Annotated in this window: 10 protein-coding genes; 3 read left to right on the plus strand and 7 right to left on the minus strand. The window is 67.6% G+C overall.

What is annotated here, in order from left to right; genetic code table 11:
• Positions 1-27: 27 nt before the first annotated feature.
• Positions 28-906 carry an EamA family transporter gene (locus tag OC373_RS06415; RefSeq protein ID WP_261997290.1) on the minus strand — a complete coding sequence of 293 codons (879 nt, stop codon included), beginning with the start codon at positions 904-906 and terminating at the stop codon, positions 28-30.
• Between the two features lie 72 nt (positions 907-978).
• Here OC373_RS06415 and OC373_RS06420 point away from each other — a divergent pair, with 72 nt between their 5' ends.
• Positions 979-1458 (plus strand): Lrp/AsnC family transcriptional regulator, encoded by a 480-nt coding sequence (locus tag OC373_RS06420; protein ID WP_261997291.1) that lies wholly within the window; start codon positions 979-981, stop codon positions 1456-1458.
• A gap of 6 nt (positions 1459-1464) precedes the next feature.
• Here OC373_RS06420 and OC373_RS06425 read toward each other — a convergent pair whose 3' ends face one another.
• The 3 genes from OC373_RS06425 to OC373_RS06435 all read right to left on the minus strand — a co-directional run bounded on the left by OC373_RS06425 (position 1465) and on the right by OC373_RS06435 (position 3971).
• Entirely contained in the window at positions 1465-2502 is a 1038-nt protein-coding gene (locus tag OC373_RS06425) for an alpha/beta fold hydrolase (protein WP_261997339.1), read from the minus strand.
• 41 nt (positions 2503-2543) lie between these two features.
• A complete protein-coding gene (locus OC373_RS06430; RefSeq protein ID WP_070425932.1) occupies positions 2544-3395 on the minus strand; it encodes an AraC family transcriptional regulator in 852 nt (283 codons plus the stop codon).
• 96 nt (positions 3396-3491) lie between these two features.
• Positions 3492-3971, minus strand: coding sequence for a VOC family protein (locus tag OC373_RS06435; protein ID WP_261997292.1), 480 nt, complete (start codon positions 3969-3971; stop codon positions 3492-3494).
• Between the two features lie 372 nt (positions 3972-4343).
• Here OC373_RS06435 and fhuE point away from each other — a divergent pair, with 372 nt between their 5' ends.
• A complete protein-coding gene (gene fhuE, locus OC373_RS06440) occupies positions 4344-6509 on the plus strand; it encodes a ferric-rhodotorulic acid/ferric-coprogen receptor FhuE (protein WP_261997293.1) in 2166 nt (721 codons plus the stop codon).
• Between the two features lie 261 nt (positions 6510-6770).
• Here the strand turns inward: fhuE and OC373_RS06445 are convergent, their stop codons facing one another.
• The 3 genes from OC373_RS06445 to OC373_RS06455 form a co-directional block, all read right to left on the minus strand.
• Positions 6771-7397: a LysE family translocator gene (locus OC373_RS06445; RefSeq protein ID WP_261997294.1), complete on the minus strand. Its 627-nt coding sequence runs from the start codon at positions 7395-7397 to the stop codon at positions 6771-6773.
• Between the two features lie 214 nt (positions 7398-7611).
• Positions 7612-10485 carry a TonB-dependent receptor gene (locus tag OC373_RS06450; RefSeq protein WP_261997295.1) on the minus strand — a complete coding sequence of 958 codons (2874 nt, stop codon included), beginning with the start codon at positions 10483-10485 and terminating at the stop codon, positions 7612-7614.
• Between the two features lie 112 nt (positions 10486-10597).
• Complete coding sequence (locus OC373_RS06455; protein ID WP_261997296.1) at positions 10598-10834, minus strand: hypothetical protein; 237 nt, start codon at positions 10832-10834, stop codon at positions 10598-10600.
• 66 nt (positions 10835-10900) lie between these two features.
• On the opposite strand from OC373_RS06455, the gene OC373_RS06460 reads away from it, so the two are divergent.
• Complete coding sequence (locus OC373_RS06460) at positions 10901-12877, plus strand: transglycosylase SLT domain-containing protein (RefSeq protein WP_261997297.1); 1977 nt, start codon at positions 10901-10903, stop codon at positions 12875-12877.
• The last annotated feature ends 13 nt before the right edge of the window (positions 12878-12890 follow it).

Raw genomic sequence — 12890 nt, forward strand, 5'->3', positions numbered from 1 at the left:
CCGGCACTACCGGTCACGGCATCATGTTTACGCTGGCGCGCCCGGCACCACAGGCACGACCCGTTTCGCGGTCAACGTACTGCCCACCGACGCCACCACCGTGCAGCCGATCGCCGCCCATTGCAGCGGGGTCAGATGTTCGGCCAGCAGCCCCATCGCCAGCAGCGCGGCGACCGCCGGTTCCATGCTGATCAGGATGCCGAAGGTCTCTTTCGGCAGCCGCTTGAGCGCCATCATCTCCAGCGACATCGGGATCGCGCTGGAGACGATCGCCACCCCCAGGCCGAACAGCAGGATCCTCGGCTCCAGCAGCGCCATGCCCGCGTGCGCCACGCCGACCGGCACCACCACCAGCGCGGCCGCGCACAGCCCCAGCGAGACCGTATGCCCGGCCGGCAGATGCCCGGCGCGCTTGCCGAAGATGATGTACAGCGCCCAGCACACCGCCGCGCCCAGCGCGAACATCACCCCCACCGGGTCCAGCGGCTCGCCATGGCCCAGCGGCAGCAGCAGCAACAGACCGACCAGCGCGCAGCCGACCCACACAAAATCGACCGGCCGCCGCGACGACCACATCGCCACCGCCAGCGGCCCGCAGAATTCGATCGCCACGGCGATACCGAACGGGATCGTGCGCAGCGCCATGTAGAACAGCAGGTTCATTACCCCCAGCGTGATGCCATAGCGGAAGATCGCCCCCGCATCCGCTCGCGAGGTGGTCCAGCGCCACGGCCGGAACACCATCAGCAGCACCAGCGCTGAAAAGCCCACGCGCAACGCGCTGGTGCCCTGCGCGCCGATCAGCGGAAACAGCTGTTTGGCATACGAGGTGCCCACGGCCAGCGAGGTGACCGAGCCGAGCACGGCCAGGGCGGGAAAGAAGCTGGAGAGGCGGGAAGTCGACATCCGCACAGGATATTGCGCAACGACCGAAGGAGATGCTCAATTGCGGGGACCTTCCTGCATGTTTCACTCGCCATGTCCGCCACGCTTTACCTCCCCGACAGCTTCGACCGCGCGATCCTGGCGATCCTGCAGCGCGACAACGCCACCCCGCAGCGCGAGATTGCCGAGGCGGTCAGCCTGTCCGCCCCGGCCGTGCAACGGCGGATCAAGCGTCTGGAAGACACGGGCGTGATCCGCGCCAACGTCGCCGTGCTGGACCAGGCACGGCTGGGACGGCCACTGACGATCATGGTCGAGGTCCGCGTCGCCAGCGAGCAGCCGCACCGGGTCGCGCCGTTCCGCCGGCGCGTGCAGGAAGACCCGGCCGTGCAGCAGTGCTACGCGATTACCGGCGACGCCGATTTCCTGTTGATCCTCACCGCCGCCTCGATGGAGGAATACGAGGCGATCAGCGAGCGGCTGTTCGGCAACGACGACAACATCGAGCGTTTCCGCACCGCGGTGGCGCTGAGCACGCTCAAGCGTGGGCTGGACGTGCCCCTCGCGGAGTAATCCGCATCAGCGCGTGGCCGACAACGCCGCGTCGAACAGCGCTTTCGCTTCCGTGATCGCAGCGCCGTGCGTGGCCTGCTGGTCTGCCGCCACCTGGCACAGTGCACCGATGCGCTTGCGGCCCAGCGCGGTACAGCTGGACAGGAAGTCGTAGTGGCCGACGGCCGGCAGGGTGGTCAACGTCGCCTTGGGCAGGGCCGCCGCCGCGATGTCGCTGTTGGTGGCCGGCGAGGCCACCGTGTCGGCCGCACCAACGATGATCGATACCGGCTGCGCCACCTTCTCCAGCGCCTCCGGCGCGAAGGCCTGGATCATGGCCGGCGCGATCAGGAAGACGGCGCGCACCCCGGCAATGGCGCGGTCGTCACCGGCCTGTGCGACCCACGGTGCAAGTGCCGGCGTCTGCGCGGCGGTCATGCGCTGCGCCAGGGTCAGTGTCGGGTTCTCCGCCTGCGGGACGCAGACCCCATCCGCGGGATGCGCGCGGCAGAACGCCAGCAGGCGCTGCAGTTGCGGGCCGGCCCCGGCCGCGACCAGGGCCGTGAACCCGCCTGCCGAGTAGCCCGCCACACCCAGCCGCGTGGCATCCATCGCCTCGGCCAGCACGGGATCGGCCTGCACCGCGGCCAGCGCCGCCGCCAGATCGTCCGCGCGGTTCCACATCAGGATGCTGCCGGCCTCGGTCATCGGGTCCACGCCGTTGTTGCCCGGGTGATCCACCGCGATGACCACGTACCCGGCCCGCGCCATGGCGATGCCGAACCAGCCCATCATCCGCGCACTGCCGCCATTGCCATGCGAGAGCAGCAGCACCGGCCAGCGTCCCTCCGCGATGGCCGCATCGGCGGCGGCGGTGCCGACCTCGAACAGCGGCGCACCGGGTGGCCCGATCGTCAGCGCAGCTTCCCGTGCGCCGGCCTGGGCCGGATACCACACGGTGTACCGCACGCTGTCGCGGTGCCCGGCATCGCGCACGGCGGCACTGGGTGCGTGCGCAACGCCGTGCCGCTCGCCAACGGGCGGCACCGCCCCAACGGCAAACATCGGCAGGCACAGCGCGAGCAGCGCAGCACAACAACGGGCGGTCATTCGCATGGGTCAGTCTCCTTGAGGTGCAGCATGTCGGTCAGCGGCAGCCAGATCTCCACCCCACCGTGGCCGCTGCGGTCATCGAAGCGCGCATCGTAGCGCTCCAGGTCCGGCGCATCGGCCAGGGTCAGGCCGGAGGCCGGCAGATAGTCGTTCAACAACCAGAGCCAGGTGGAGCGGATCGCCGAGATGTGCCCGGCATGCCACGCCACCAGGTACTCGCGCGGCGGGATCGTGATCGCCTGCCAGCCTGGGGGCACGGGTGCGGAGGCACTGATCTCCACGCCGGCGATGTAATCAAAGCCTCCCTCGGCATCACTGTTGCCGCACACGCCATAGGCGATCTCCGCGCCGAGGCCATGCGCCTCCTCCAGGCGCTGCCATTGCGAGGGAATCGAGGCGACGCTCGCAGACGTGTGGCGCGCACCGATCCCGGCCACGCGCAGGCCGCCGCGGTGCTCGCGCCGGGGTTCGATCGTGCAGGGCGTCGAGGTGTCGATGAGTTTCAGCGCCTCGACCAGCACCACCCCCGCCAGCCCCCGCTCGCGCACCTGCTCGGGCGATCGCCCGAACTGCTCCGTGAACGCGCGGGTGAATGCGGCGTGCGATGCGTAGCCGGCGGACAGTGCGACACCGAGAATGTCACCGGCGCCGCCCGCCAGCTGGCGCGCGGCCTCGGTCAGCCGGCGGCCGCGCAGATAACGCACCACCGAGGTACCGGTGCTGAGCTGGAACAGCCGCGAGAGATGGAACGGCGAGAGCCCCACCACGCCGGCGATATCGGCCAGCGACGGATTCCCGGCGAAGTGGCTTTCGATGTACCAGAGCGCCCTGCGTGCCGCACCCATACCGCCAGATCCATGCCGAAGAACGGGTGCGCAGCGTAACCCAGCCTGCAGCACGTCATTTGATCGTTCTTGCTGTCCGCAGTCGCGCCCGGCGCCTCAGCCCTTCACCGCCGCCTCGATCGCGGCCACGTCGATCCTGCGCATGGTCATCATCGCCTCGAACGCGCGCCGGGCGACCGCGGGATCGGTGCTGGTCACCGCCTCGGTCAGCACCCGGGGGGTGATCTGCCAGGACAGGCCCCACTTGTCGCGACACCAGCCGCAGGCGCTTTCCTCGCCCCCATTGCCGACGATCGCATTCCACAGCCGGTCCGTTTCGGCCTGGTCTTCGGTGGCGATCTGGAAGGAAAACGCTTCGCTGTGATTGAACGCGGGGCCACCATTGAGCCCGATGCAGTCAATGCCGGCCACGGTGAAGTCCACCGTCAGCACATCGCCCTGCTTGCCGGAGGGGAAGTCACCAGGGGCATGATGGACGGCGCGTACCGCACTGTCGGGGAAGGTGGCGGCATAGAACGTTGCCGCGTCCAGTGCGGTGCCATTGAACCAGAGGCAGACCGTGTTTTTGCTGGCCATGAGCGTCTCCTGCAAGGGATGGATAGCGCCTGCTCACGGTAGGCGCGGAGGTGTTAAGCCTGCGCGCGGGCATCGCGAGCTGGCCGCGCGCCGCCGTGCGGCCACGCGCCGTCAGGTCCCAAAGCTGAATACGCAGTTGCCTTGCGCGGCATGGGGTACGGCCCGGACGCCTCGCAGAATGCGGTTGATGATGCGAATCATTGCCATTACCATAGTGTGATCCGGGTCGCGCAAGGGATGCGCACTCGTGAACAGTTATCGAGCCCGCGCCGGGTCACCGCCCCCGCCAGCCGCTTCCTGCCCCCACCCCCGCTCCGCCGCAGGCCACCCAGGACGCCGGCCATGCCCGTTGCCGCCCTTCTGGAAACGCCGATGACCCGCTCCGCCCACGTGCTGTCCCGCCCGTCGATGCTCCGTCGCCCGCTGCCGCAGGCATTGATGCTGGCGTTGTGCACCCTCGCCGCCGCCCCCGCATTCGCGCAGGACGCCGCCCCCGACGCCACCACCCTGGACAAGATCGTGGTCAAGGGCGAGCGCGCCGAAGGCTATTCGGTCCGCAAGACCTCGGCCGGTACCCGCTTCGATCTGGCCCCGCGCGAGATCCCGCAGTCGGTGAGCATCATCAGCCACCAGCGCATCGAGGATCAGAACCTGGATGACATCATCGACGTGCTGGGCAACACCACCGGCATCAGCAGCACCCAGTCCGATACCGAACGCACCGAGTTCTACGCGCGCGGCTTCTACATCGACAGCTATCAGTTCGACGGCCTGCCGACCCAGATGGTGCAGAACTGGAGCTACGGCGATTCCGGCCTGGACCTGGCCCTGTATGACCGCGTGGAAGTGGTGCGTGGCGCCACCGGCCTGCTCAGCGGCGCCGGCAACCCGTCCGCCTCGGTGAACCTGATCCGCAAGCATGCCGACAGTGCCGAACTGACCGGCAGCGTGTCGGTGAACGTGGGCAGCTGGGGCCGCACCCGCAGCACGGTGGATGTGACCACCCCGCTGAACGCCAGCGGCTCGGTGCGCGCGCGCGTGATCGGCAGCTACCTGGATACCGAATCACAGATGGACCGCTACGACCAGCACAAGACGCTGGGCTATGCGGTGATCGACGCCGACCTGACCCCGGACACGCAGCTGAGCGTGGGCTACGACTACCAGCAGAAGCGCGCCAACGGCGCGACCTGGGGTGGTTTCCCGATGCTGTTCTCCGATGGCAGCCCGACCCCGTTCGACGAATCGTTCAGCGCCAACCCGCGCTGGACCTACTGGGATACCACCAGCAAGCGCCTGTTCGCCACGCTGGAGCATGCGTTCGCCAACGACTGGAAGGTCAAGCTCGGCGCAACGCACGACACGACCAAGGCCGACGACAAGCTGTTCTACCCGGCCTTCAACGACTGGACCAGCGGCGCATCGCTGCTGGACAAGACCACCGGCGCCGGCGTTACGCCCTCGGCAGGGTTCTACAACACCGAGCGCAAGGTCAATGCGGTGGACGGCTTCGTGGAAGGTCCGTTCCAGCTGTTCGGTCGGCAGCACCAGTTCATGGCCGGCCTGAGCTACAACAAGCGCGAGTTCGCCAACTACGGCGACTACCAGATGGGCTGGGCGCCGCTGGACAACTATCTGGCCGGTGTGGCCGATTTCCCCGAACCGAACTGGGTCGGCACCCTGCCGCTGCAGAGCGAAGGCACCATCACCCAGAAGGCTGGCTACGTCGCCACCCGCCTGTCGCTGGCCGATCCGCTGAAGCTGATCCTCGGCGCGCGCTACACCGACTGGAAGAGTGAAGGCGAAGGCGCCGACCGTTCGCACAAGGTCACCACGCCGTATGCCGGCCTGGTGTTCGACCTCAACGACACCTACTCCACCTACGCCAGCTACACCGAGATCTTCCAGCCGCAGACGGCGCGCGACCGCAGCGGCAGCTACCTCGATCCGGTGGACGGCAAGAGCTACGAAATCGGCGTCAAGGGCGCATGGTTCGACAACCGCCTGAACGCCTCCGTCGCTGCGTTCCGCATCGAGCAGGACAACGTGGCACAGGTCACCAGCGAGCTGATCCCCAGCCGCCCGGGTGAGTTCGCCTACATCGCCGCACGCGGCACGGTGAGCCGTGGGTTCGAGTTCGAGCTCAACGGCGAACTGGCGCCAGGCTGGAACGCGACCTTCGGTGCCTCGCGCTACGTGGCCAAGGACATCAACGATGCGGACATCAACACCAACCTGCCGCAGACCACCATCAAGCTGTTCACCAGCTACACTCCGCAGTCGCTGAGCGCGCTGACGGTCGGTGGCGGTGCCAACTGGCAGAACGGCATCTACTATCCGGTGCCGGCCTATGGCCGTATCGAGCAGGGTGGCTATGCGCTGGTCAGCGCGTTCGTGCGCTACCGCATCTCGCCGGAGTTCAGCGTGCAGGCCAACCTCAACAACCTGCTGGACAAGACGTACTTCTCGCAGATCAACGGCTACGGCGCGTACGGTGACGGCCGCAATGGCTCGATCACCTTCAACTGGTCGTTCTGACCGGTCTTTGATCGTATCGCTTCAACAAGGGAGAGCCGGGCATTGCCCGGCTCTCTGCGTTCTGCACGCCGCGCATTGGACGCGCGGCGGCGCATCGCCGGGCCCCGGTAGTGCCGGCCGCTGGCCGGCAGCCTCATGAACGATGACGGTCCTGCCTGGTTGCCGGCCAGCGGCCGGCAGCCTCATGAACGGTGACGGTCCTGCCTGGTTGCCGGCCAGCGGCCGGCACTACCTCAACGCCGCGCACGCAGCGCCAGACCATCACGGCCTGGCGCGCAATAGCGCCAGTCCAAATCCGATGAAGATCGTGCCGACCACGCGGTCGAACACCTTGCGCAGCCCCGGCTTGGCCAGATAGCCGGCCAGCCCGCGGCCACCGGCGGCATACACCGTGTACCAGAACATCTCCATCACCGCGAAGGTCGCCACCAGGATCACGAACTGCGGCAGCTGCGGCTGGGTCAGATCGACGAACTGCGGCAGGAACGCCGAGGCGAACAGCAGCAGCTTGGGGTTGCTGATCCCGATGATGAAGCCGTCGCGGAACAATACGGTACGCGAGCTCGTGACCAGCGCTGTAGTACTGCCGACGTCGATCGGCGCATCGCCACCGCGCCATGCCTTGATCCCCAGGTACACCAGATACGCCACACCGGCGTAGCGCAGCACATCGAACACCATCGGCGACGCCTTGAGCACCGCACCCAGCCCGGCGGCGGAGATCGCCAGGGCCAGCACCAGCGCGGTGAGGCAGCCGGCCATCGCCGCGATGCTGCGCCGGAAGCCGACGCGCACGCTGCGGGTCATCACGTGCAGCATGTTCGGGCCGGGCGTGCCGCACAGGACGAACACGGTGACGGCGAAGATCCACCAGGTATGCAGGTTCATGGCAATGCAGTTCAGGAGAGGTCGTGCCGGCCGCTGGCCGGCTCCCCATGATGCCTGACGCAGACAGCACCGGCATGCCAGGCACGCGCGATGGCCGGTGTGCACAACGCATCTGTCCGTCCCCGCACGCAGCGGGGCCTGACCGGCGCGGCTGCAGGCTGCCACCGGGGCGCCTCACAGCGCCCCGGTGTGTCACCTCCTCATCAGCCTGCGATCAGAACCGCAGGTCCGCGCGCAGGTACCAGTAGCGCCCGCGCGGGATGTCGTAGGTCGAGGCGTCATACCCGTTGAGCGAGCACGACAGGCAGATCGGCGGATCCTTGTCGAACACGTTGTTCAGGCCGGCGCTGAGCTGCAGCCCCTTCATCCAGTCGAACCGGTAGCCCACCTGCATGTCGTGGAAGGTGGTCGCGGCCAGTTCGTTGGTGCCCTCGGCCTGGTTGCCGCAGATCGGGAAGGCGGCCACGTCGCCGCACTCTTCGGTGAGCTTGGAGATGTGGCGCACTGTCCAGGAGGCATTCCAGTTGGACAGGTTCCAGCTGAGCGTGGCATTGCTGGTCCACTCCGGAATCGAGCTGTCGGCCACCTCCACGCCGGGCCCCTGCGGCTGCTTCTGGCCCGCTGCACCAAGGGCCTCATAGCGGCCGACGAAGGTGTTCTGCCAGCCCAGCTTGAACTGGCCGATCTCCGTCTGCGGCAGGGTCCAGAACAGGTCCACGTCCCAGCCATCGGTCTTGATCGACCCCAGGTTGGTCAGCCGGTTGTTGAAGCCGCTGACCGCACCGGTGCCGGCACGGGTGATGCCGTCGCAGTACAGCGGGTCCAGCGTATCCACGCACAGGTCGAGCTGGGTCTGCGCGTTGATGGCCTGGATCGCACCTTCGATGTGGTGGCGGTAGAACGTCACCTCCACGTCGAATCGCTCCGACCAGGATGCATTGCTGCCGAACCACGGGCTCCACACGAAGCCGGCGCTGAAGCTGCGCGAACGCTCCGGATCCAGCTCTGCGTTGCCGCCGGTGGTGACCGAGATCTGCGAGTTGGCCTGCTGGAAACCGTCCGGCACGCCGAGTGCGGCGCAGTTGGCGGCACTGCCGCGCGGCGGCGTATCGCCGAGCCCGACCGAGCAGGGATCGAACAGCTGCAGGTCGGCGCGCGCGGCCGAGCCGTACAGCTCGCCGATGGAGGGTGCGCGGAAGCCTTCGGCGTAGCTGGTGCGCAGCACGAAGTCATTGGTCACCTGCCAGCGCAGGCCGTACTTGGGGGTGAACTCGCCGCCAAAGGTGGAGTAGTCCGAGTAGCGACCGGCCAGGCTCAGGTCGAGCTTCTCGCCGAGCGCGCTCTTGGCGAAGATCGGCACGCTCAGCTCCAGGTAGGCCTCGTTGACATCGTAGGAACCGGAGGTGGGCAACGACGGCACGCCGTTGTAGTGGCCGATCACGGTCAGCGGATCCGGATCGTAGCGGCCCTCGTACTTGCGGTATTCATAGCCGGTGGCGAAGGAGACCGGGCCGGCCGGCAGGGTGAACAGTTCGCTGCTCAGGTTGGCGGTGAACAGGCTCAACTCGTTCTGGCTGCGGTCGCGCACCACCGGCTGGATCCAGCGCAGCATCTCCGGGGTGATCGAGCCGACGCCACCGAAGATGTTCAACGGTACGCAGCCGGGCGTGGCCGCACACAACGCGGGATCACCCAGCGCCATGTTGACCTTGTAGATGTCGTAGCTGCCGTAGTTGGTCTGCTCGGCCTTGTTCTTGCTGTACATGCCGTTGAGGTCCCAGAACCAGCTGCGGTCGGCGGCCTGGAACTGGCCGACCAGGCCGGTGGCGAAGTACTGGGTATTGACCTCCTGCTCGAACACGCGCGCGCCGCCTTCGACCGGGCGACGGCCGATCAGGCTCATGTTGCCCGAGGCGACCAGATCGAAGCCGAACGGGTTGTAGGGATTCAGCCCGGAGACGACGATGTTGTCCGCCAGCGGATTACCGGTGGCGCCATCGGGCCCGAAGAACAGCGGCTCCGGTGCGGCCTGGTTGGTGGACTCGCGACGGTTGCCCAACGCCTTGATGTACCACTGGATGTCATCGGTGAGGTCGAAGCGGAACTGGCCGAAGATGCCCTTCCGCTCGGACGGGGTGAGCACCATGTTGTACTCGGCGAAGTTGAACCGGTCGGCCGAGGTGAAGCAGTGGTAGTCATCGCTGCGGGTGCAGCCGGCGCTGCCGTCGTAACGCGGGCTGCTTACGCCGGTATTGGGCACGATGTCCTGCTTCGCACCGGTGTTGGGGTCGACGAAAGAGAAGCGCCCCTGCGGAATACCACCGCTGCCGAAGGCCAGCCCGGTGCCGGGAATCGGGAAGCGCGACTGCTCGCGATCGCGCGCATACACCGGGTCCTGCTTGGTCCAGCTCGCCCCCAGGAACAGGGTGTAGCGGTCACCGCTGGTGCCCCAGGCCAGGTCCACGCCCTTCTGGGTGCCATCGCCCTTGGTGTACTCGCCGTAATTCATCGTCACCTGCGCGCCGTCGAATTCTCGGCGGGTGATGATGTTGACCACACCGGCGATGGCGTCGGAGCCGTACAGCGACGACGCGCCGTCTTCGAGTACTTCGATGCGCTCGACGATGGCCAGCGGGATGGTGTTCAGATCGGTCGCCGCGCCCACGCCGGAGGCGGAGGATTCGTTGACCCAGCGGATGCCATCGACCAGTACCAGCACCCGCTTGGCGCCCAGGTGACGCAGATCGACCTGGGCCGAGCCCGCACCCACACCGCTGCCATCGGGGGGGAAGCCGAAGTTGCCTGACGAGTTGAATTTCGCATTGAGCGCCGAACCGGAGCCGGTCAGCTGCTGCAGCACCTCGCCGATGGAGGTCAGGCCGGTACGTTCGATCTCGGTGCGGGTCAGGGTCTGGATCGGCACCTGCCCTTCCACTTCGGCCCGCTTGATGCGGCTGCCGGTCACTTCCACCCGGTCCAGATCGGTCGTGCTGCGTGGCGCGTCCTGCGCGCTGGCCAGGGCGGGTGCAGCCAGCAGCAGGCACAGCGATACGGCAACCGCCAATGGGCGGTGATGCAGGTTGTTCATTCGCTCTCTCTCCAAAGGAATGGTGGGCGGGGCTGCCGCGTCCCCCTGCATGGCGGCAGTGTCTCCTTTGTAAACAACCTGTAAATGTGAAGGAGTGACGCGCACCTCGCTTTCACACCGAATCGACAAAGCCGACTACGAAGCGGATGCCTTCCCATGAGGCCCACGCCGCGCTCCACATCGAGGAACGCGCCTGTGTTTCCAAGGCGTTGGACGCCGGCAAGGCGTTATCACACTGCGGGTGGAGGTAGGCGATCTGCGCCACGCCGGCGTCGGTCGCGGCCGCTGGAATTCTGGCCATGACGACACGATGCGCGTCGGGATCGGCCGCCATGCGCAGCATCGGCATGGATTCGTTCATCCTCGAGTCGGCTTGCCATCACCGTGTTTCACCCGCCCCCGTTATGCTTTCGGCATGACTCGACTTCCCCTGTATTTCTTCAGCGCGACCGTCCTGCTGGCCTGCACCGGGGTCAGCCCGGTGGCCGATGCCCAGAACCTGGACGCACAACGCGCGCAGCTCAAAGCCGTCATCGACAATGCCGAGCGTGGCCAGTTCGACCCCGCCCAGGCGGCGGCACTGAGCAGGCACCCGCTGTATGGCTGGGTCGAATTCGCCAACCTGCGGCGCAACATCGATACGGTCAGCAACGCGCAGGCGCAGGACTTCCTCAAGCGCTACAACGGCCAGGCCGTTGCTGCCAGCTTCCGCAGCGTATGGCTGCCGGCGGTGGCGCGGCGCCAGGACTGGCCGACGCTGCTGGCCAACTGGACCGACACGACCAACGTCGGCCTGCGCTGCGCGCAGCTCAACGCACGGCAGGCCACCGGCAAGGCCGACGCGCAGTGGGTCACCGAGGCACAGGCGATCTGGCGCAGCACCGGCAAGTCGTTGCCTGATGCCTGCGACCCGGTGTTCGCGGTCCTGGATGCCAAGGGCGGCATGAACGCCGAACTGCGCTGGGCACGCATCGACGCCGCTGCCGACGAGCAGCAGCCGGCGGTGATGCGCAGCGCCGCGCGCGGGCTGCCGGCCGCCGACCTCGCGCTGGCCAACACCTATGCCGCCTTCGTCGACAAACCCAACGCCAGCGCCTTGAACTGGCCGCGCAACGAGCGCAGCCGCCGCATCGCCACTGACGGCCTGGCCAAGCTGGCCAAGGCCGACCCGGGTGCGACCGAGCAGCAGCTGCCGCAGTACGCCGACGCCCTGCAGTTGAGCGCCGCCCAGCGCGCGCAGGTGCTGTATCAGATCGCCCTGTGGACGGTGGCTTCCTACGGTCCCGAATCCGCCCGCCGCCTCAATGCAGTGCCCGAGTCCGCCTACGACGAACGCCTGCACGAGTGGCGCGCGCGTGAGGCGCTGTCGCGCGGCGACTGGCCGGCGGCGCTGACCGCCATCCGCAAGATGGGCCCCACCCAGCGGGCCGACTCGCGCTGGCGCTATTTCGAAGCGCGCATGCTGGACAAGACCGGCAAGCGCAGCGAGGCGCAGGCCGCCTTCCGTGAGGCAGCCCGCGCGGCCACCTTCCATGGCTTCCTGGCGGCCGACCAGCTCGGCCAGAACTACACGCTGTGCCCGTGGGAACCCAATGACAGTGCCCAGGCGCAGGCGGCAGTCGCCCGTGACCCGGCGATCGTGCGGGCCATGGAACTGTTCAAGATCGAGCGTGCCGGCTGGGCCGTGGCCGAGTGGAACGACGCGCTGAGCCGCTACGACAACACGCAGCGTCGCCTTGCCGTGGAAGTGGCGCGCGACAACGGCTGGTTCGACCGTGCGGTGTTCTCGCTCGGCAAGACCCCGGACGAGCAGCGCCTGTATTCGCTGCGCTTCCCGCTGCACCACGATGACAGCATCCGCCGCGAATCGGCGCGCAACGCGATCGACCCGGCCTGGGTGGCCGCGGAGATCCGCGCCGAGAGCATCTTCAACCCGAAGGCGCGCTCGCCCGCCAACGCGATGGGCCTGATGCAGGTGCTGCCGGCGACCGGCGCGGCCGTGGCCAAGTCGATCGGCCTGACCAACTACGGTGGTGCCGCCAGCCTCTACGATCCGGACACCAACATCGCCATCGGCACCGCCTACCTGCGCCAGCTGATGAACAAGTACGAGGGCCTGCCCTACGTCACCATCGCCGCCTACAACGCCGGCCCGACCCCGACCGCCCGCTGGCAGTCGCAGCGCCCGGGGTTCGATCCGGACATCTGGATCGAGACCATCAGCTACAAGGAAACCCGCGAGTATGTCGCGCGCATTCTGGCCTTCAGCGTGATCTACGACTGGCGCTTGAACGGCGATGCGCTGCCGGTGACCGACCGCATGAACGGCCGCCTGCAGGTCAAGCGCAAGACCTTCGCCTGCGCGGCAAATGCCGACAAGGGTGGCGACTGACCGGCTCCGGTAT

The organism is Stenotrophomonas sp. Ste96, from assembly GCF_024519495.1.
Classification (GTDB): Bacteria; Pseudomonadota; Gammaproteobacteria; order Xanthomonadales; family Xanthomonadaceae; genus Stenotrophomonas; species Stenotrophomonas bentonitica_A.

What these genes read in the sequence shown, in the direction of transcription:
- OC373_RS06435 (WP_261997292.1), bottom strand. Translation starts at nt 3,971, where the DNA reads ATGGCCAGCAAAAACACGGTCTGCCTCTGGTTCAATGGCACCGCACTG.
- OC373_RS06450 (WP_261997295.1), bottom strand. Translation starts at nt 10,485, where the DNA reads ATGAACAACCTGCATCACCGCCCATTGGCGGTTGCCGTATCGCTGTGC.
- OC373_RS06430 (WP_070425932.1), bottom strand. Translation starts at nt 3,395, where the DNA reads ATGGGTGCGGCACGCAGGGCGCTCTGGTACATCGAAAGCCACTTCGCC.
- OC373_RS06455 (WP_261997296.1), bottom strand. Translation starts at nt 10,834, where the DNA reads ATGCCGATGCTGCGCATGGCGGCCGATCCCGACGCGCATCGTGTCGTC.
- OC373_RS06445 (WP_261997294.1), bottom strand. Translation starts at nt 7,397, where the DNA reads ATGAACCTGCATACCTGGTGGATCTTCGCCGTCACCGTGTTCGTCCTG.
- OC373_RS06460 (WP_261997297.1), top strand. Translation starts at nt 10,901, where the DNA reads ATGACTCGACTTCCCCTGTATTTCTTCAGCGCGACCGTCCTGCTGGCC.
- fhuE (WP_261997293.1), top strand. Translation starts at nt 4,344, where the DNA reads ATGACCCGCTCCGCCCACGTGCTGTCCCGCCCGTCGATGCTCCGTCGC.
- OC373_RS06415 (WP_261997290.1), bottom strand. Translation starts at nt 906, where the DNA reads ATGTCGACTTCCCGCCTCTCCAGCTTCTTTCCCGCCCTGGCCGTGCTC.
- OC373_RS06420 (WP_261997291.1), top strand. Translation starts at nt 979, where the DNA reads ATGTCCGCCACGCTTTACCTCCCCGACAGCTTCGACCGCGCGATCCTG.
- OC373_RS06425 (WP_261997339.1), bottom strand. Translation starts at nt 2,502, where the DNA reads ATGTTTGCCGTTGGGGCGGTGCCGCCCGTTGGCGAGCGGCACGGCGTT.